Origin of the sequence: Bacillus sp. GB_SG_008 (genome assembly GCF_052038115.1) — a bacterium.
GTDB classification, from domain to species: Bacteria; Bacillota; Bacilli; order Bacillales; family Bacillaceae_G; genus Bacillus_A; species Bacillus_A rhizoplanae.
This window is the reverse complement of record NZ_JBPZSK010000003.1, coordinates 411,255-428,877: the sequence shown is the minus strand read 5'-3', so window position 1 is coordinate 428,877 and position 17,623 is coordinate 411,255. Positions and strand designations below refer to the sequence as shown.

The following is a 17,623-nucleotide window of genomic DNA, read 5'->3' as shown; positions in this document are numbered from 1 at the left end:
TTTTGATGTTCATCAGTAATACCCCTACCTCAAAATTCAGCGAAAGTAAAGAAGGTAGTAGGGGATAACTGCTGGTATGTGCTTGAGTAGTTCAGCTAATAATCAGTGGGGAATGAAGACCTTCCACTGATTAAAATTTTATTTTACATGTACTTGTAATGGAATAATTTCTTCAGTTTGTGTGGAAATGATTCCATCTTCTGTAGATTCTGGGTTACTTTTTGTTATAGTCAAATAATGATAGACCATGCCGACAAACACCGATCCGCCAATAATATTCCCAATTGTAACTGGAATTAAGTTATGAATTGCACCCGCAAAAGAAATTGTATCAGGGTGTGGTGATACTAAAGCAATTGTAAATAGTGATAGATTTGCGATGCTATGTTCATATCCAGATAAGAAAAATGTAAAGACAATAAGCATTATCGTAAGTATTTTTGCTGTATCTCCCTTTACTTGAGAAGGAAGGAAACATGCAAGACAAACGAGCCAGTTACATAAAATACCTTTAAAAAATAGATGCATTGTTGATGCGCCCATCTTTCCTCCGACAACTTCATTTAATAAGTGATTGTGACTAATCGTTTCAAAAATACCAGTCGCATAGAAGAGTGCTGCAAAAAATATTGCCCCTACTAAGTTACCTGCATAACAAGCACCCCAGTTACGTAATGTATCACCAATCGTTGTCTCTTTTCGCAAAGTTGCAACTGTGAAATACATTGTATTTCCTGTAAATAATTCAGCACCGCCATAAAGAATTAAAATGAGTGCGATTCCAAAAAACATGGAAGATGCTAAATAAGTTGCGGGTGAATGTGCATCATGAAAGAAATTCCCTAATTTAAAACATAGTACAATAACAAAACCAATATAGATACCAGCAAGTGCAGCACGAAGAAAATATTGCATTGGATTGTTATCTAGCATTTGTTTTTTCTTCTTTGCAAGCTGCACAAGGTAAGCTACTCCTTGTTCTAGCATAAGTCATTACGCTCCTTTAATCCATCGTTTATAAATACTCTTGATATGAATAAAGTACACGTATTTGTTCATACTTTCAATAAGTTTGTGCAATATTTCACAAAAAGGACATGATTTTAATGAAAGCGTTAACATTTATGTTATATAATATAGTGTGTTTTCAATGATTAAGAAAGTTCGGTCATTTTCAAAGAAAAAGGAAAAAGCGCTGAAATTACAGCGCTTTTTCGTTATATTTTTTCGAATCTTGTTGTACATTTGGCGTTGTTTCTTTTGATAAGAACCAGCCACATGTACCAATTCCAAGCAATACAGTCCAAAATATAATTTTCCAAGTAGCTGATTCTGGGAATTCATGTGGAATCACACCTAATGCAGGGTGAGCCAACGTATGAACCGCTAATTTCACACCAACCCAACCTACAATCGTGAATGCAGCAGTTTCCAACCCAGGTTTACGTTTCAGTAAGTTTACGAAAGCAGATGCGGCAAAGCGCATAATGATTAATCCAATCATACCACCTGCGAAAATAACGAAAAACTGTGCTGTATCGAGGCTACCAATCGTACCAAGATTTGTTTTCGGTAATGTCACAGCTAATGCAACAGCCGCTAAAATAGAGTCAATAGCAAACGCAATATCAGCAACCTCTACTTTAAATACAGTCCACCAAAAGTTTTCTTGTTTTTTCTCTGTCTCTTTTTTCTCTGTTTCTTCGTGTGCTGCATTCTTTTTTACATAAGTTTTTACAAGATGGTTACCAGCAATAAACATTAAATAGATGGCACCAATCGCTTGTACTTGCCATACATCGACAAGAAATGAAATTATAAACAGCGATCCAAAGCGAAATACAAAGGCTCCTGCAAGCCCATAAAATAAGGCTTTTTTACGTCTTTCTTCAGGTAAATGTTTTACCATAATAGCAAGGACGAGTGCGTTATCTGCTGCTAAAATTCCCTCCAAAACAACTAAAATAAGTAATACCCAACCATACTCCAATAATAAAGATAGATCCATTTACATTCTCCTCTCGTTTGTATATGTGCTAAACAAAAGAAGAAAATTCCCCATTGTTTAGCTTCCCCAAAATAAGCTCTACCAATGGCAGAGAAATTTCAAAAAGAACACAAAAAAGACCTCTGCCGTTAATAGGCAAAGGTCTTGCTAGACATATGTAATAAAATATGCCAACAAAGCCGGAGGAACATAGTTCCACGTAATGACGACTTTGTTTCAGAGAATATTTTCTCTGACGCTACTCCCCTTTGGAAATATGCTGTTATGTATAATATATAAGAACTGTTAATGTTTGTCAACCAGTTAAAAAATTTTTGCTCAGATATTTAACGTTTATGCGGGATTGGTTCAACTAACCATCAGGGGGGATGAAAAAACCCCCACTGATGGAAGTTGAACTTTACATACTTTCTACAGGCAAAAGAAAAGAGGCAGAGAATATCTGCCTCAAATCCATTATTTATTTGATTAATTATCCGCGTAATTGTTGTTGTGCAAGTGAAACGAGACGTTTTGTTACTTCACCGCCAACAGATCCGTTAGAGCGAGAAGCTGTGTTAGAGCCTAAATTCACGCCAAATTCTTGAGCAATTTCATACTTAAATTGTTCTAGTGCTTGTTCAGCGCCAGGGACAAGTAGTTTATTTGTTTTCGCCATGTTAGATATACCCCTTTTTCTATTTTCAGCTTATGATAGCTGATAATGTTATTGTATGTGTTCTGTTTTCACTCATACGCGGAAGTAATCGGTCATACTAACAGTTCTTGGATGAAATGAAAAAGAGTAGCAGCGCTACTCTTTTTTCAGGACAGTTGCTGTACCTTCAACAACAACTTTATCGTATTGATTATATACATTTGTTTGTAACGTAATAATTCTTTTGTCATCGCGTTTTTCAATTACTTCAGCCACAACACGTAACGTATCCCCAATTTTTACAGGAGCACGGAATGCCATATTTTGAGATAAATAAATGGTATTTTTCCCTGGAAGCTTTGTTCCGAGTATTGTTGAAATAAAGCTAGATACGAGCATACCGTGAGCAATACGTTCTTTAAACATCGTTGTTTTTGCAAAAGAATCAAGCAAATGAATTGGATTTACGTCACCGGTAAGTTTTGCAAAAGTAACAATATCTTCGTCTGTAATCGTTTTTGTTAAAGAAGCTTGATCACCAATGTGAATCTCATCATAATAAAGCTCATGGACAGATTCTGCTTCTTGAAAAAGATTCATTTCTTCCTCCTTCTTTTCCATGTTGAAAAATGTGAGCCATCCCGATGTAAGGGGAGAAAGAAAGAGACGAGTATTTTTTGCAGTAAGTTGCCACATTTTTCTTATTTCATGGAAGTGAATAGATTGTTTGAGTTTTCCTCGAACTTTTTTACGAGGTCTAGTTGCATGGATTTGAATTCTTCTAAAAAACTCTCCATTTGTTTTTGAACCTCTTGACGTTGTTGTTGTTGTTGGCTAATCAGTTGTTTTACTGCTTCTTCGAATTGTCCGCTTGTTTGTGAAAGTAAAGACAAAGATGCTTTTGTTGGAGAAACAGTAAGTTGGTGCATATGACTAGAAAGTTCATTCCATTTTTCTTGCCATCCGTCAATTTGTTCATTAAAGGAGTTACCAGCAAATTGCTTTACATATTCAGTATATTGCGTGTTTGCTTGTGCTGAAAATTGCTGGATTTCTTTTTCGATTTCTTCTGTACTTTCTGTTAATTTATGCAAAGCTTCCTGCTGATGTTTCAATGTTTCTAATGTAAGTTGTTCCATTTGTTTTCCCGCTGAAGAAAAAAGGGAAAGAGAGTGTGACCAGTTTTTCCAGAATGCATCAACAAGTTCGTGTGGTTTCGTTTCCATGACTTGACCCCCAAATAAATTTTTTACATATTGTGAACGCAGATTAATCTGCTATGTCACCAAAAGACGATGAAGATTTCTCATCCTTTGTTGGAACATTGGAAAATGGAAAGAATGCACTTGTGTACAGGTTAAAAAACGTACGAAGCATTTTTTGATATTGCTCAAATGACGTAGCGCAAGATGTTAAATATTCCTCTCCATATTCCGTTAAAGAATAAATTCGTTTTGCTGGACCTCCTTCACTTGTATCCCAAGTAGAAGATATGAGGTTTTCTTTTTCTAGTTTGCGTAAAGTCCTATATACATTACCTTGATCAATAGAAGAAAAGCCAATATCCATTAGCATCTGAATGAGTTTGTAACCGTGAAGACTCCAGTCTTTAAGGCAGAGAAGTAAGAATGGAACTAAGAAGTTTTTTGGCATGGAGTTTGGTTGTTTCGTTTGGGTTGTGTCCAAACTTTCTTTTTTTTCTGGTTCATTTTGTAGCATGATTGTGCATCACCTCATGAATCAGTTAGATGGAATTTTTTTCTTATATGTGCAATTTACACCTATCTGTATTTTTTGTCAATGTATTTTTGGAAAATAAAAAATAAATACACACTTGAACTTTTAGTTGGAATATTAGAAAATAATGAATAGATTGAATTGTTCCAATAACTAAATAAAGGAGTGTAGGAGAAGTGATTGAACAAAAACTCGATCCACTACAAGCTTGGAAAGAAGTTTACGAACAGACAGAAAAGTTTTGGGGAAAAACGCTTAATGAAACAGTCAAGACAGAAGAGTATTCTGCATGGATGGGAAGCGTTCTAGATTTGAACTTGTTTTATCAAAAGATGATGAATGATGCAACAAAGGGATATTTAGAGAAAGTGAATATCCCAACGCAAGAAGATATTGCCAGAGTTGCTTCTCTTGTTATTAATTTAGAAAACAAAGTTGACAATATCGAAGAGTTTTTGGAAGAAAAGGTAGAGGCTCTTGGACAATCTCCTACAATAAAGCGTGATGTCACAAAAGTGAAACAAGATATTCGTACATTAGAAAATAAATTAGATAAAATTTTTGAACTGCTTGAAAAACAAAATGAAGTATTAGCAAAGTTACAAGTACCAGCAGTACTAGCAGCACCAGCGGTACAAGCTAAAAACGATAATAAAAAATAATTTCGTTAAATATATATTCGTTCTGAAAGAGGCGGGGAGCACCTCTTTCTAGGGCGGTATATCATTTATAAATGTATGTATGCATTGCGGTGTTCATCTAGGCAAAGCTCATCCATCATGTGGCCGCGAATTATAACAAAGGGGGAGCAAAAATGGCTCAATTACATGGAAAAGTAGCAATCGTAACAGGTGGAGCAAAGGGGATTGGAAAAGCAATTACAGTAGCACTAGCAGCAGAAGGTGCAAAAGTAGTGATTAATTACAATAGCAGTAAAGATGCTGCTGAGAACCTTGTGAATGAGCTAGCGAAAGAAGGACATGATGTATATGCTTGTCAAGCGGATGTTTCTAAATTAGAGGATGCAAAGCGTCTTGTAGAAGAAACAGTACAGCATTTTGGAAAAGTAGACATTTTAGTTAACAATGCTGGTATTACGAGAGATCGTACATTTAAAAAGTTAAACCGTGAAGATTGGGATCGCGTTATCGATGTGAATTTAAGCAGCGTATTCAATACAACAAGTGCTGCACTTCCATACATAACAGAAGCTGAAGAAGGACGAATTATTAGTATTTCTTCTATTATTGGACAAGCTGGTGGATTTGGGCAGACGAACTATTCAGCTGCAAAAGCTGGTATGATTGGGTTTACAAAATCTTTAGCGTTAGAGTATGCAAGAACGAATGTAACAGTAAATGCAATTTGCCCAGGGTTTATCGATACGGAAATGGTAGCAGAAGTTCCGGAAAACGTTCGTGAGCAAATCGTAGCGAAAATTCCGAAGAAACGTTTCGGTCAAGCAGATGAAATTGCAAAAGGTGTTGTATATTTATGCCGTGATGGTGCGTACATTACAGGACAGCAATTAAATATTAACGGCGGTTTATATATGTAATCTAACAACAAAGAAGTGCATGTCTATGATAGGTATGCACTTCTTTCTTTCTAAAAGAAATGAAAATAAAGGAGTTGTGAAAATGACAACATTAAGAACGGAATGGGAAAAACAATTAGAGTTATATCCAGAGGAATATCAAAAAGCATATAAACGCTTTAGACGAGCAAGTGAGGTGTTACTTCGTGAACCAGAGCCACAAGTAGGCTTAACACCGAAAGAGGTTATTTGGACGAAAAACAAAACGAAGTTATATCGTTACATTCCAAAACAAGAAAAAACACATTCTGTTCCTATTTTGTTAATTTATGCTCTTATTAATAAGCCGTATATTATGGATTTAACGCCAGGGAATAGTTTAGTGGAATACTTAGTAGACCGTGGCTTTGATGTGTATATGCTAGATTGGGGAACATTTGGTTTAGAAGATAGTCATTTGAAATTTGATGATTTTGTTCTTGATTACATTGCAAAAGCTGTGAAAAAAGTATTGCGTACAGCAAATGCGGAAGAAATTTCTCTTCTTGGTTATTGCATGGGTGGAACCTTAACTTCTATTTACGCTGCGCTTCATCCGCATATGCCAATTCGTAATTTAATTTTCATGACGAGCCCATTTGACTTTTCTGATACAGGTTTATATGGACCATTATTAGATGAAAAATATTTTAATTTAGATAAAGCAGTTGATACACTTGGAAATATCCCTCCAGAAATGATTGACTTTGGAAATAAAATGTTGAAACCACTTTCGAATTTTGTAGGTCCGTACGTAGCGCTCCTTGATCGCTCAGAAAACGAACGGTTTGTAGAAAGTTGGAGATTAGTTCAAAAATGGGTTGCGGATGGAATTCCGTTTCCAGGAGAATCATATCGTCAATGGATTCGTGAGTTCTACCAAAAGAATAAGTTAGTAAAAGGGGAACTTATCATTCGCGGCCAACAAGTGAAATTAGAAAATATTAAAGCAAATGTATTGAATATCTCTGCTCAACGTGATCATATTGCACTTCCATGTCAAGTGGAAGCATTGTTAGATCATATTTCTAGTGTAGATAAGCAATATGTGTGTATTCCGACAGGGCATATGTCAATTGTATACGGAGGAACGGCAGTGAAACAAACATATCCGACAATTGGTAATTGGCTTGAAGAGCGTTCAAAGTAAAACGAAACTTCTATTAGTGGGTGATTTTTCCCACTAATAGTTAGTTGAGTACGGGTGATTTTGCATTGAGAGAAGTGGAAAATACCACTTCTAAAGCATGATAGTATAATCCAGCTAGTGAAAACTAGCTGGATTTTTTTATGGGAAATAACGAAAAATAATGGGATAAAGAAAGATAAATTTATTTTAGGAGAGATTTGATGGAACTGCTACTTGGAAAATTGTTTTGGGATGAAGGGATTTCTATACCTTGTTATGAAAAGTTGGAAAATGATATGATATGTGATGTGCTTATTATTGGAAGTGGTCAAGCGGGTGCTCAACTTGCATATATGTTATCGGCAATTGGACTACAAGTGGCAGTTGTAGATAAAGGGAAAGTTGCAAGCGGAAGTACGCTTGCGAATACAGGGTTGTTACAATACACTCAAGATAAATCATTAACTTCGTTTGTGCATACATTTGGTAAAGAAAAGGGAGTTCGAGCATATCGATTATGTTATGATGCGCTCGATACTATGGAGCAAGTGGTAACAAAACTCGATATAGATCCTGAATTTATTCGTAGAGGAAGCTTATATTATGCAAGTAATAAAGATGATGTTTCATTTCTAAGAAAAGAATATGAGACCTTAAGATATTATGATTTTCCTGTTGAGTTTTTTACAGAAGAAGATATAGCGAAACGTTATTCATTTACAAAACCAGCTGCTTTGTACACAAGAGGAGATGCGGAAGTGAATCCGTATGTGTTAGCACATGCTCTTATTCATAAAGCAAAAGAGAATGGAACGGCTATTTTTGAAGATACAGAGATTATTCATATTAAATCTGTTCATAAAGATACAATCTGTTATACTAAAAATGGAAAGAAAATTATATCTAAAGCTGTTATTATAGCTACAGGATACGAAACGCAACAGATAAAAAAAGAAGCAAATGCAACTTTGGCGACTTCTTATGCAATTGTCACAAACGAACAACCAAATTTTGAGGGATGGTACGAGCAGTCGTTAATTTGGGAAACTGCGCGTCCGTATTTATATTGCCGCACGTATAAGAATCGAATTATAATCGGTGGCCTAGATGAACCGAGTATGTTACAAAAATATGGTGACACACATCTACTACATAAAAGAAATCTTCTTGTTCAAATAACATCAAAATTATTCCCACAGTTGAAACACGTACAAGCAGAATATTATTGGGCAGCAATATTTGGCGGAACACATGATGGAATGCCCATTCTGAAAGAGGACGAATCGATTGCAAATCTCTATTACGCATTAAGTTATGGCGGGAATGGTACCGTTTATAGTATGGTATTTGCAAAAATATTTCAGGAATTATTTGCACATGGTAGTAGTTCAGATTTCGAAATATTTCGTCGTAAAAAAAGTTAAAGAAGTGATGGAATGAAAGGTATTAGGAAATGGTTACAACATTTAAGACCCGTACAGCTCATCGTTTTATTTTATGGTATCGCTGTTATTGTGTCTGTTATATTATTAAGCATGCCATTTGTTATAAAACCAGGAGTTGAGTGGACATTTATTGATGCTTTATTTACATCTGTTAGTGCAGTAAGTGTAACAGGTTTATCTGTTGTGTCGATTCCAGATACATTTACTACAGCAGGTATTGTTATTTTAGCGCTTGTTTTACAATTAGGTGGACTGGGCATTATGGCGCTTGGTACGTTTGTTTGGATGATTACAGGAAAGAAAATAGGTTTACAGCAGCGACGTTTAATTATGGCAGATCAAAATCAAAGAAATTTAGCGGGACTTGTTCATTTAATGCGCTCTATTTTAATATTAATCATTTCAATTGAAGTAATTGGTGCACTGTTATTAGGAACAAGATTTTTACGTTACTTCCCTAATTGGAAGGAAGCATATTTTCATGGCTTTTTTGCAGCTGTTAGTGCTACAACGAATGGCGGATTTGATTTGACGGGACAATCGCTTGTACCGTACCAAAACGATTATATCGTACAAATTATTCATATGCTTCTTATTATTTTAGGGGCAATTGGTTTTCCAGTATTGATTGAAGTGAGACAATATATAGGTAAAAAGAAACATGAATTATTTCGGTTTTCATTATTTACAAAACTCACAACGACAACGTTCTTTACTTTAGTGGTTGTTGGAACAATCGTTATTTTTTTGTTAGAGTGGAATCATTTTTTACGTGGGAAATCATGGCATGAAATGTTGTTTTATACATTGTTTCAATCTGTTACAACAAGAAGTGGTGGCTTAGCAACGATGGATATTCAAGAATTTTCGCCCCCAACACTGTTCTTTATGAGTATATTAATGTTTATTGGCGCTTCTCCAAGCTCTGTCGGTGGTGGTATTCGTACAACAACTTTTGCAGTTTGTATCCTCGTATTGTATACCTTTGCAAAAGGTGGTAGAAGTGTACGGGTATTTGGGAGACAATTACACGAAGAAGATATTATAAAAGCATTTGTTGTTGCATTGATGGGTGCTTTGCTATGTGCCGCAGCACTATTTGTGTTATGTATAACGGAACCATTTCCATTAATGGATCTGTTTGTAGAAGTATGTTCAGCATTTGGAACAGTTGGTTTATCGACCGGAATTACAGCAGAACTCACAACAGTTGGAAAACTCGTATTAATTGTGCTCATGTTTATCGGGCGAATTGGTATTTTAACGTTCATATTTGTAATTGGGGGAAAAGAGAGACCACTTCGATATAAGTATCCAAAAGAACGGATTATTGTTGGATAAAAAAAGCGATTGTATTTTATAAAATACAATCGCTTTTCTATATTAATCGTTAATACCAAACTGCGGATGCATAAAAGTTTCTTCTGAATCCGTATTGTTTTTTTGCAGTAAGTCTTGATTTTCTTCAGCAATCCAGCCGATATCGTTTGTTGGATGTACCCATTGGTCTCCGGCCATAATAGCAGGATCAATATCATCACTCCAATTGTTCAGGGGGCTATTTTCTGAATTATACTGGCTGTCACCAATAATTACGCCATACTCATTGGTGAATGGTGGTTGCATCGTGATGCCAGTTCCTTTAAAAGAAGGAAAATTCATTTGATGCGGAATTGTTTCGTCAAGAATAGGAGAGTCGATTGGTTGATTTCTCTTCACATTTACCGCTCCTTGTTTATAAAAGTAGAAAGGCATATGTACCTCCCTATTTTATAGCATTTCCTCACATTGCGTATTCGCAACTTGTTAACAGTTACCATCTATAGAGTGGAGTTTCAATGTCCATATTAGTACTGTAAGCATTGGTTTTATATAAAGGATTGAGGAGTGTTTCGTATGGTAAAACGAAAGGTAAGTCGTAACGCAGCTGCAAAGAACAATCAAACTCCAAAAGAAAGCTTGCCGGATGCGGAATTTGCAGTAGAGTACGAAAATGAAGATGTTGCAAAATATGCAAATCGTAACTCAAAAAAAGGAAAGAAAAACTGAGGCGTTTTTTATAAACGTCTCTTTTTTGTGAGGTTTTTTAATTGTTTGTAAATTTTCTGTTATGTTGTAGGCGAAGACGAGGGGAGAAAACATAGGAATAGCAACCTATTACATAAAAACAAACAATAAACAAAAGATTAATCTTTGTTTAATGTGGTTTTTACATTTTACGTTTATATTGAAATTATACATATGAAAACAAAGGAGAGGACAAAGCATGAAGGGGAATTTTAATAATAGGGATGGAAGTTTCACTTTATAGGATGCAGTCCAAAGAAAGAAGAAACAGTGGCAATAAAGTGAAACTTCCATCAGTGGTGTCCTGATGGAAAGCTCTCACCAATCGGGCGCATGCCAGTAGTTATCCTCCATCTATCTTCTTTGCTTCTCTCTGCATCTTGAGGTGCCCGCGAATAGCGGGATAAAAGCGAAAGATGAAAAATAGAGCTTATTACGAACCGAGAAGTAGAAAAATGTTGTAACTCTAGAAGCGGTATTCCAAAATCTAAAAATCATTTTTGATGAAAAAACGAAGAATTTACATGCATGAGGAAGTAGTATTGATAGAAGAGAAATATGACTTTGTATAACTGGAGGTGAAGTCATGTCTGTTGTTGGAGAAGAGCGTAAGCGGATTATTATTGAGAAAGTAGAGTTAAAAGGAAAAGTAAAGGTATCAGAGCTTGCAAAAGAATTTTCGGTATCAACAGAGACAATTCGTAGGTATTTAGGAGACCTGGATCGCGAGAAGAAATTGAAGAAAGTATATGGGGGAGCAGTCGGATTGTCAGGGACTAAAGTGGACCCTCCAATGCTAGAAAGAGAAATGTTATGTTTAGAAGAAAAAAAACGTATCGGCTATAAAGCAGCAACTTTTGTAGAAGATGGTGATGTCATTGTTATTGATGATGGTAGTACGCCACTTCAAATGGTACCATATCTCATTTACCGAAAAAATTTGACTGTTATCACAAGCTCGTTTCCTGTTGCAATGCAATTAATTTCTTTTATTAATAAGAAAATGATTGATGGTCAAGTGATGTTTATTGGTGGAAAAGTGGCTCCAAAGCACTGCCGGGTATCAGGTTCTATTTCTCAGCAACTCATTCAGCAATTTCACTTTGACAAAGCATTCATTTCAATTGATGGACTTTTACCTGATTTCGGAGTTTCAAGCTTTGAATTGGAGAAAGCGAAATTATCAGAATCCATGATTCGACAGGCAGAAGAAACATTTATTTTATGTGATCATACGAAGCTTGGTATAAAAGGAAATTATCGTATTTCTGGATTTTCAGATATACATCATGTTATTTGTGATAAAAGCATTCCACATAGCTTTGAAGAAGAAGTAGATAGAGCGGGGATTCGCTGGACTATTAGTTAGAATAACAGGGGCTTTCGGTATGAATGAAAGCTCCTGTTTTTTTATAAAATTATGCTTTTGTTCATCAGCTTATATTTGCTGCATATAATTCACATTGTGTTGTTTTTGGATTGTAGTGGGCAACAAGGATGGACGGTTTGGAAATCATTTCACCATGTTTCATGTAATGGTGGTAGTCAAATGGTATACTCTCTACAATTGTGTGTTTATACAAATCTTTTTCTGTCAATTGAAGAGCAGCGAATTCGTTTCCTAGTATGTTAGGCCGTTCCATAATCATTTTGTAGTAGGAATATACTTCCTCCTTTTTCCTTTGCTCCGCTATCCATGATTTACGAGGACGATATTTATGATTTTGTAAATAATCAATTGTCAATAAGGCCTTAATCGTATGAAGTTGTGCAGTTTTTCTTGATTGTAAAAATTGATACAGACGTTGGAATAAATCTTCTAGTTGGTGTCCAATTCGGCTCCATCCTTGCGTATCCCAATAAGTTCCAAACTCTTGGAAGAAATCAAAAGGTGTATCAAATGTATGAGATATGATATATGACACGGTATTATCTATACGATGAGCATTCCAATATTTTTCTAATACATCTTCAACTTGTTTAATTCGAATAATATCCTCAAAAGATAGTACATTATTTCCAAGCATTTCGTATGGTGCCTGATCCATGTATATATATTGATGATCATTTGCTCGAATTCGAAGACCCGTACCACGCAGCAATTTTAAAAAACCCAGTTGTAATTCCTCCGGTCCTAAAGCAAAGACATCATTAAATGTTTTTCTGAAGGAATGATAGTCTTCTTCGGGTAGTCCGGCAATTAAATCTAAATGTTGTGCGATTTTTTGTCCATCACGAACCATTGTAACTGTTCTCGTCAATTTTTCAAAATTTTGACGTCGTTTTACAAGGTCGTTTGTTTGCTCGTTTGTAGATTGTACACCAATTTCAAATCGGAACAAACCAGGAGGAGCATGTGTATTTAAAAATTCAATGACCTCGGGTCTCATAATATCGGCTGTAATTTCAAATTGAAACACGGTTCCAGGTACGTGTTCATCAATTAAAAATTGAAACATCTCCATAGCATAGCTGCGGCTAATGTTAAAAGTTCGGTCGACGAATTTAATAATACGGGCACCATTCTTCATCAAATAGCGAATATCCTCTTTAATACGTTCGCGATCGAAGTAACGAACGCCAACTTCAATAGAAGATAAACAAAACTGACAACTAAACGGACAACCGCGACTTGTCTCAATATAGGTAATACGTTTACTTAAATGTGGAATATCTTCCGGGAAACGATAAGGGGATGGTAATTCTTTTAAGTTTAGTTTCTCACGTTGCGGTTTTATTACATGGGTACCATCAGCTTTTATAAATCCGATACCGTCAAGATTTTCAAATTGCTGTGCACCTTGTATTTCAAATAGAAGATTTTTTACAGCAATTTCTCCTTCACCAATAATAATAAAATCGATTTCAGGAACACGTTTTAGCCAATATGTCACATCATATGTAACTTCTGGACCGCCGACAAAAATGATAAGGTTTGGATTAATTTTCTTGAGCATTTGAATGACTTCAATTGTTTCTTCGATGTTCCAAATGTAACAGCTAAATCCTATTACATCAGGTTTGCGCCTATGTAAATCAGTAACAATATTCATGACAGGATCGTTAATCGTATATTCAGCCATTTCTAAATCAAATTCAGGCTGGGCATATGCTTTAATATAACGAATTGCTAGATTTGTGTGAATGTACTTTGCGTTTAATGTACTAATAACAACGTTCATATTTTTTCCCTCAACTTTAACGTATTTCCGAAATTCATTCCCATCTTCGAACGCGTGACGGGCAATAGCCTAGCGATAAGATGGGGATGAATTTCGGTTAGGCACAGCCTAAAGCAAGTCATGGCAAATACACGCATGTTTTGCCCATCCAAATAAGGATGTAGTTTTCCTTCGCCAATGTTTGTAGGTGTTGGCAACTTCTTATACAAGAAGGCATGTGGTTGACCGTTCCTTCCCAATCAGAACTGTTACAGAGCCACCATAGAGCCAAGAACTAGGGAATCATTCTTGGGTATGCAACCTACGAACGGAGTCTATAAAAGACTGAGGATAGACAACCAGAGCTTTTTGCAAACCCCCACATCAAAACACGTTAGCGTTTCAGTGGTGGGTAGTTGACTTTAGAATTACATTGTTGAGTATAGTATAGGCATATATATGGAAAAAAACAACATTCGCAAGATGTTGTTTTTGCATAAAAAAAGGACACATTTTCCCTAGATTGTCATATAATTTACCAACAGAAAAAAAGTTGGTTAGGGGAAAGAAGGGGAAGAGGTGAGTAAAAGAATGCGTAAGAAGATAATTATATATGCACATATACTACAAAAACTACGCATTATTAATGAACAAGAGAAGAATACAATGTTGCAAATTATAATGAACAAAAGAGCCTTATAAAGGGCTCTTTTTATTTGGATAAAGTTTATGGAACATGGCAAAAGCGTATTGACAAAAAGGGTTTCTCATGTGATAATTCAATTAAATTTTGCGAATTATCAAAAAATATTGCCTTTTACATAGAAACAGAAGATAACAATACGGGGGTGACAATATGTTATTATTTTTAAAGAAATGGAAAGAACTACGGGATATTAAGATGGAATTAGCTCTTCGTGATTGGTTTTATGGGACAAAAATTAGCTTATCAATGCGTACGTCTAAAGATCCGCTTACGTTTTTAGTTAATATAGAAGGAAAAGATAAAGGACTATTTGTCGAGGATGATTTTATTGTAGTCAATAGTACGTGTGAACCAGTATTTGCGATCGATGAGAAACCAGCTTCTGAATCATTTATGCACGCAGATATTTATAAGAAAAGTCAGGCAGAATGCATTTTACAAGTACAAACAGTTGATAGCCATTTAATGTCTGAGTTATATGGAAAAGAAGGAGAAGTAACATTTGAACAAAGAAATGTAGAACGTGTTTTTGGTAAGGAAGGTATTACAGGTATTACAATTCCAATTGTAGAAAATGAAAGTAAATTTGCGAATTTGCTAGAAGAGAGTGTACCTTGCTTTACCGAGGGTGGCGGAGCCGTGCTTGTTCATAATTACGGATTAATTGTATGGGGAACAACGCCAGAAGAAACGAAAAAATGGTTAGAAGGATTAGAGTATTTAATGAATTATCATGTGAAGCTGTTAATGATTAAAGGAACAAAAAGCTCAGTTATTTAATTGAAAGTCCTCTTTAGGTAGAAATGCCTAAAGAGCGGTGGGATAAGGTACAAAGTAACTTTAAAAATGAAAGCGTTTTTATAAATGAAGTTTTACTCATAAAATACGGCTCTCCTTATTATATATAGATTACATGTCGTCATGTGGGGAGGAACGTATTTTGCGAGTTAAATATCATTTTCTTCCGAAGCAACAAGTTGTGACTTGCTCTGAGAGTGAAGATGCGGAGCGGGCGTTAGAGATAATGGATTGTAGCGGATATAGAGCGATTCCTGTTTTAACAGAAGATAGTAAGACTTTCAAGGGTATTGTTTATAAAGTAGATATGCTAGAGAATAAATGTAGGAAGAAAGAGGGAAGAAAAGAAAATGTTTCTGAGCTAATGGAAAATGAGCAAGCATTTATTTTTGAACGTGATTCTTTCTTTCGAGCTTTTTATACAATTCGTAGACTGCCATTTCTAGCTGTACTAAATGATTACCATGAGTTTGTTGGTATTTTAACACATTCTAATATTTTTGATGTGATTGAAGATTCATTTGGAATGAATACAGGTGGGTATATATTAACGTTAGCGACGCATGAATCTAAAGGAATCATTAAAGAGCTTGGCACATTATTAAAGTCTTATAATATCGGTGGTTTATTTACGTTAGATAATGGTGATCAATATATAAGGCGTGTTATTGTTAATCTTACAGAGGATTTGGATGAAAAAGAGCTAGAAACATTAGTGGCGAGATTAGAGAAAAAAGGTTTTCGAGTTAGTCATGTAGACCGTATTTAGAAATAGAGAGAGGCAGAAGCCTCTCTCTATTTTTGTGAAGAAACAGGTGGTGCTGGTGATACAAGATCAGATAAGAAGATGAAATCAGCCTTTTCTTGGATTTTCGGAATATAAGACCGGATGACGGAAGAGGTAATTTCACCTGGTGGTCCAACATGACCAATAGCTATCATAACAGGTTCTTTTTCCACTTTTTTCAATAGAGAATTTGCTTGTTTTGTTACGTGAGCAGAAGTATATACATCATCAAAAAATAGTTTGTTTTCTACAGTAGGTACACCAATTTCTTCAGCAATTTTTTTTACAATGCTGTTCGGACTTGTCTTACTATCTAAATAAAAGAGACCATGTTCTTTACAAACTGATAGTATAATACGCATGACCCTTTCATCAGCAGTTGCTTTTGACCCCATATGATTATTCATTCCAATTGCAAATGGAACTTCTTCAATTGCTTGTTTGACACGACTTCTAATTTCATCATCACTTAAGTCTGTTGTAATAGCTTTTGGACCAAGCCACTCTTTTTTTCCTTTTACAGGCTCCATTGGCATATGGATAATAATTTCGTGTCCTTTTTGATGAGCTGACGTTGCATCTTGTTTTGTAGATGGAAGAAATGGCATAACTGCAACAGTTAACGGGATGGGAAGAGCTAACATTTTTTCTGTTCCCTTCATATTATTTCCAAAGTCATCAATGACAATCGCTACTTTATTTGTATGAGCGTAGGTCGGTACAGAAAAAGTTATGATTGGCAGTAGTGCCATAAGTAAAAAGATAACAACATATTTTCGCATGTAAGATTCTCCCTTCCTAATAATACAAAACACCCATCAATAGACGAGAGATTGTCCATTTTCGGTTTAAATGAATAGAATGAAACTACCATTAGTAGACCCATCTATATTCTTTAATTCCTCATAATCTTGAGATGGGGTGATTGTTTGTTAATGCGAGATAAAATGATAATCTACTGTTATCGTTTGCGTTTTGAAGTAATTTAATCGCACAAAATGTCGAAAATATAATTGTGAAAAAAAGGAAAAACTATAATTAAGAGAGATTTTAGCTAAAATAAAACAAAAAAAATGTCTATTATTGCGAATGTATTTACAAAGATAGAATAATTTGTAATAATTCTCAAGGTGAGGATAAAGATTTGTAAATTACAGGGATAAAATGTTTAATTTTCTGAATGTTCGTGTTTGCTAGGTGAAGAAACAGAAAATTCCATTTTTAATAAGAAAGGAATACAGATTACGGAAGAATATCGAGGGGGATACGTATGTTTGTAGCAAAACGGAAATCTACAATGGACAAGCTTTTGTACGATATTAATGTGAAGAGAGAAGAAATGATTCATTTAGGGCTTACAAATGGACTTAATAGCATAGAGACAATTCAAGTAAGTCAGGAATTGGACATGCTTATTATGAAATATCAACGTTACAAAGAGAGTAAAGTATCGAAGTGGCTTTTAATGTTAAAAACGCCATTTTTAAAAACGTCATATAATGTGAAATCGAATGTGTTTTGGAGAATGTTTATTACATCATTTATGAAATAATCATCCCCGTATAAAAAAAG

At 35.2% G+C, this 17,623-nt stretch carries 19 protein-coding genes and 1 riboswitch; of the genes, 10 read left to right on the top strand and 9 right to left on the bottom strand.

Features of this window, described 5'->3' with window-relative positions; all coding sequences use genetic code 11:
* Positions 1-138 precede the first annotated feature (138 nt).
* The 6 genes from ACTDJC_RS09945 to phaQ all read right to left on the bottom strand — a co-directional run bounded on the left by ACTDJC_RS09945 (position 139) and on the right by phaQ (position 4,364).
* Complete coding sequence (locus ACTDJC_RS09945; protein WP_098310909.1) at positions 139-987, bottom strand: formate/nitrite transporter family protein; 849 nt, start codon at positions 985-987, stop codon at positions 139-141.
* A 214-nt stretch (positions 988-1,201) separates the two neighbouring features.
* Positions 1,202-2,008 (bottom strand): TerC family protein, encoded by an 807-nt coding sequence (locus tag ACTDJC_RS09940; RefSeq protein ID WP_440603266.1) that lies wholly within the window; start codon positions 2,006-2,008, stop codon positions 1,202-1,204.
* An 86-nt stretch (positions 2,009-2,094) separates the two neighbouring features.
* Positions 2,095-2,267: riboswitch (yybP-ykoY riboswitch) on the bottom strand.
* A 213-nt stretch (positions 2,268-2,480) separates the two neighbouring features.
* On the bottom strand, positions 2,481-2,666 hold the full coding sequence (locus tag ACTDJC_RS09935) for an alpha/beta-type small acid-soluble spore protein (RefSeq protein ID WP_020061915.1): 186 nt from the start codon (positions 2,664-2,666) through the stop codon (positions 2,481-2,483).
* Between the two features lie 135 nt (positions 2,667-2,801).
* Complete coding sequence (locus ACTDJC_RS09930; protein WP_098310907.1) at positions 2,802-3,245, bottom strand: MaoC family dehydratase; 444 nt, start codon at positions 3,243-3,245, stop codon at positions 2,802-2,804.
* Positions 3,246-3,346: 101 nt separating this feature from the next.
* Positions 3,347-3,871, bottom strand: coding sequence for a polyhydroxyalkanoic acid inclusion protein PhaP (gene phaP / locus ACTDJC_RS09925; RefSeq protein WP_253629032.1), 525 nt, complete (start codon positions 3,869-3,871; stop codon positions 3,347-3,349).
* Between the two features lie 43 nt (positions 3,872-3,914).
* Positions 3,915-4,364 (bottom strand): poly-beta-hydroxybutyrate-responsive repressor, encoded by a 450-nt coding sequence (gene phaQ, locus ACTDJC_RS09920; RefSeq protein ID WP_098310905.1) that lies wholly within the window; start codon positions 4,362-4,364, stop codon positions 3,915-3,917.
* A 194-nt stretch (positions 4,365-4,558) separates the two neighbouring features.
* Here phaQ and phaR point away from each other — a divergent pair, with 194 nt between their 5' ends.
* The 5 genes from phaR to ACTDJC_RS09895 all read left to right on the top strand — a co-directional run bounded on the left by phaR (position 4,559) and on the right by ACTDJC_RS09895 (position 9,873).
* On the top strand, positions 4,559-5,044 hold the full coding sequence (gene phaR, locus ACTDJC_RS09915) for a polyhydroxyalkanoic acid synthase subunit PhaR (protein ID WP_440603265.1): 486 nt from the start codon (positions 4,559-4,561) through the stop codon (positions 5,042-5,044).
* Between the two features lie 152 nt (positions 5,045-5,196).
* The gene (gene phbB / locus ACTDJC_RS09910; protein ID WP_098310903.1) at positions 5,197-5,940 is read left to right on the top strand and encodes an acetoacetyl-CoA reductase; all 744 of its coding nucleotides are present in this window, start codon (positions 5,197-5,199) and stop codon (positions 5,938-5,940) included.
* A gap of 82 nt (positions 5,941-6,022) precedes the next feature.
* Positions 6,023-7,108 carry a class III poly(R)-hydroxyalkanoic acid synthase subunit PhaC gene (gene phaC / locus ACTDJC_RS09905; RefSeq protein WP_429709140.1) on the top strand — a complete coding sequence of 362 codons (1,086 nt, stop codon included), beginning with the start codon at positions 6,023-6,025 and terminating at the stop codon, positions 7,106-7,108.
* 200 nt (positions 7,109-7,308) lie between these two features.
* Positions 7,309-8,511 (top strand): NAD(P)/FAD-dependent oxidoreductase, encoded by a 1,203-nt coding sequence (locus ACTDJC_RS09900; protein ID WP_440603264.1) that lies wholly within the window; start codon positions 7,309-7,311, stop codon positions 8,509-8,511.
* A gap of 12 nt (positions 8,512-8,523) precedes the next feature.
* Positions 8,524-9,873, top strand: a complete 1,350-nt coding sequence (locus ACTDJC_RS09895) for a TrkH family potassium uptake protein (RefSeq protein ID WP_440603263.1) — start codon at positions 8,524-8,526, stop codon at positions 9,871-9,873.
* Positions 9,874-9,915: 42 nt separating this feature from the next.
* On the opposite strand, the gene ACTDJC_RS09890 is transcribed toward ACTDJC_RS09895, so the two are convergent.
* Complete coding sequence (locus ACTDJC_RS09890) at positions 9,916-10,287, bottom strand: DUF3905 domain-containing protein (protein WP_440603262.1); 372 nt, start codon at positions 10,285-10,287, stop codon at positions 9,916-9,918.
* Positions 10,288-10,428: 141 nt separating this feature from the next.
* Between ACTDJC_RS09890 and ACTDJC_RS09885 the strand changes: the two genes are divergently transcribed.
* On the top strand, positions 10,429-10,581 hold the full coding sequence (locus ACTDJC_RS09885; RefSeq protein WP_176524721.1) for a hypothetical protein: 153 nt from the start codon (positions 10,429-10,431) through the stop codon (positions 10,579-10,581).
* Between the two features lie 604 nt (positions 10,582-11,185).
* A complete protein-coding gene (locus ACTDJC_RS09880; RefSeq protein WP_440603261.1) occupies positions 11,186-11,968 on the top strand; it encodes a DeoR/GlpR family DNA-binding transcription regulator in 783 nt (260 codons plus the stop codon).
* A 64-nt stretch (positions 11,969-12,032) separates the two neighbouring features.
* Here the strand turns inward: ACTDJC_RS09880 and ACTDJC_RS09875 are convergent, their stop codons facing one another.
* The gene (locus ACTDJC_RS09875; RefSeq protein WP_440603260.1) at positions 12,033-13,781 is read right to left on the bottom strand and encodes a B12-binding domain-containing radical SAM protein; all 1,749 of its coding nucleotides are present in this window, start codon (positions 13,779-13,781) and stop codon (positions 12,033-12,035) included.
* Positions 13,782-14,616: 835 nt separating this feature from the next.
* Between ACTDJC_RS09875 and ACTDJC_RS09870 the strand changes: the two genes are divergently transcribed.
* Complete coding sequence (locus tag ACTDJC_RS09870; RefSeq protein ID WP_098309576.1) at positions 14,617-15,246, top strand: class II aldolase/adducin family protein; 630 nt, start codon at positions 14,617-14,619, stop codon at positions 15,244-15,246.
* Between the two features lie 160 nt (positions 15,247-15,406).
* Positions 15,407-16,033: a cyclic di-AMP binding protein CbpA gene (gene cbpA, locus ACTDJC_RS09865; RefSeq protein ID WP_440603259.1), complete on the top strand. Its 627-nt coding sequence runs from the start codon at positions 15,407-15,409 to the stop codon at positions 16,031-16,033.
* A gap of 26 nt (positions 16,034-16,059) precedes the next feature.
* Here the strand turns inward: cbpA and ACTDJC_RS09860 are convergent, their stop codons facing one another.
* Positions 16,060-16,833: a divergent polysaccharide deacetylase family protein gene (locus ACTDJC_RS09860; protein WP_440603258.1), complete on the bottom strand. Its 774-nt coding sequence runs from the start codon at positions 16,831-16,833 to the stop codon at positions 16,060-16,062.
* A 488-nt stretch (positions 16,834-17,321) separates the two neighbouring features.
* On the opposite strand from ACTDJC_RS09860, the gene ACTDJC_RS09855 reads away from it, so the two are divergent.
* Positions 17,322-17,603, top strand: coding sequence for an aspartyl-phosphate phosphatase Spo0E family protein (locus ACTDJC_RS09855; RefSeq protein ID WP_253629037.1), 282 nt, complete (start codon positions 17,322-17,324; stop codon positions 17,601-17,603).
* Positions 17,604-17,623: the final 20 nt, after the last annotated feature.

Coding starts and splice junctions, on each gene's coding strand:
- ACTDJC_RS09945 (WP_098310909.1), bottom strand. CDS start 987: ATGCTAGAACAAGGAGTAGCTTACCTTGTGCAGCTTGCAAAGAAGAAA.
- ACTDJC_RS09940 (WP_440603266.1), bottom strand. CDS start 2,008: ATGGATCTATCTTTATTATTGGAGTATGGTTGGGTATTACTTATTTTA.
- ACTDJC_RS09935 (WP_020061915.1), bottom strand. CDS start 2,666: ATGGCGAAAACAAATAAACTACTTGTCCCTGGCGCTGAACAAGCACTA.
- ACTDJC_RS09930 (WP_098310907.1), bottom strand. CDS start 3,245: ATGAATCTTTTTCAAGAAGCAGAATCTGTCCATGAGCTTTATTATGAT.
- phaP (WP_253629032.1), bottom strand. CDS start 3,871: ATGGAAACGAAACCACACGAACTTGTTGATGCATTCTGGAAAAACTGG.
- phaQ (WP_098310905.1), bottom strand. CDS start 4,364: ATGCTACAAAATGAACCAGAAAAAAAAGAAAGTTTGGACACAACCCAA.
- phbB (WP_098310903.1), top strand. CDS start 5,197: ATGGCTCAATTACATGGAAAAGTAGCAATCGTAACAGGTGGAGCAAAG.
- phaC (WP_429709140.1), top strand. CDS start 6,023: ATGACAACATTAAGAACGGAATGGGAAAAACAATTAGAGTTATATCCA.
- ACTDJC_RS09900 (WP_440603264.1), top strand. CDS start 7,309: ATGGAACTGCTACTTGGAAAATTGTTTTGGGATGAAGGGATTTCTATA.
- ACTDJC_RS09895 (WP_440603263.1), top strand. CDS start 8,524: ATGAAAGGTATTAGGAAATGGTTACAACATTTAAGACCCGTACAGCTC.
- ACTDJC_RS09890 (WP_440603262.1), bottom strand. CDS start 10,287: ATGCCTTTCTACTTTTATAAACAAGGAGCGGTAAATGTGAAGAGAAAT.
- ACTDJC_RS09885 (WP_176524721.1), top strand. CDS start 10,429: ATGGTAAAACGAAAGGTAAGTCGTAACGCAGCTGCAAAGAACAATCAA.
- ACTDJC_RS09880 (WP_440603261.1), top strand. CDS start 11,186: ATGTCTGTTGTTGGAGAAGAGCGTAAGCGGATTATTATTGAGAAAGTA.
- ACTDJC_RS09875 (WP_440603260.1), bottom strand. CDS start 13,781: ATGAACGTTGTTATTAGTACATTAAACGCAAAGTACATTCACACAAAT.
- ACTDJC_RS09870 (WP_098309576.1), top strand. CDS start 14,617: ATGTTATTATTTTTAAAGAAATGGAAAGAACTACGGGATATTAAGATG.
- ACTDJC_RS09860 (WP_440603258.1), bottom strand. CDS start 16,833: ATGCGAAAATATGTTGTTATCTTTTTACTTATGGCACTACTGCCAATC.
- ACTDJC_RS09855 (WP_253629037.1), top strand. CDS start 17,322: ATGTTTGTAGCAAAACGGAAATCTACAATGGACAAGCTTTTGTACGAT.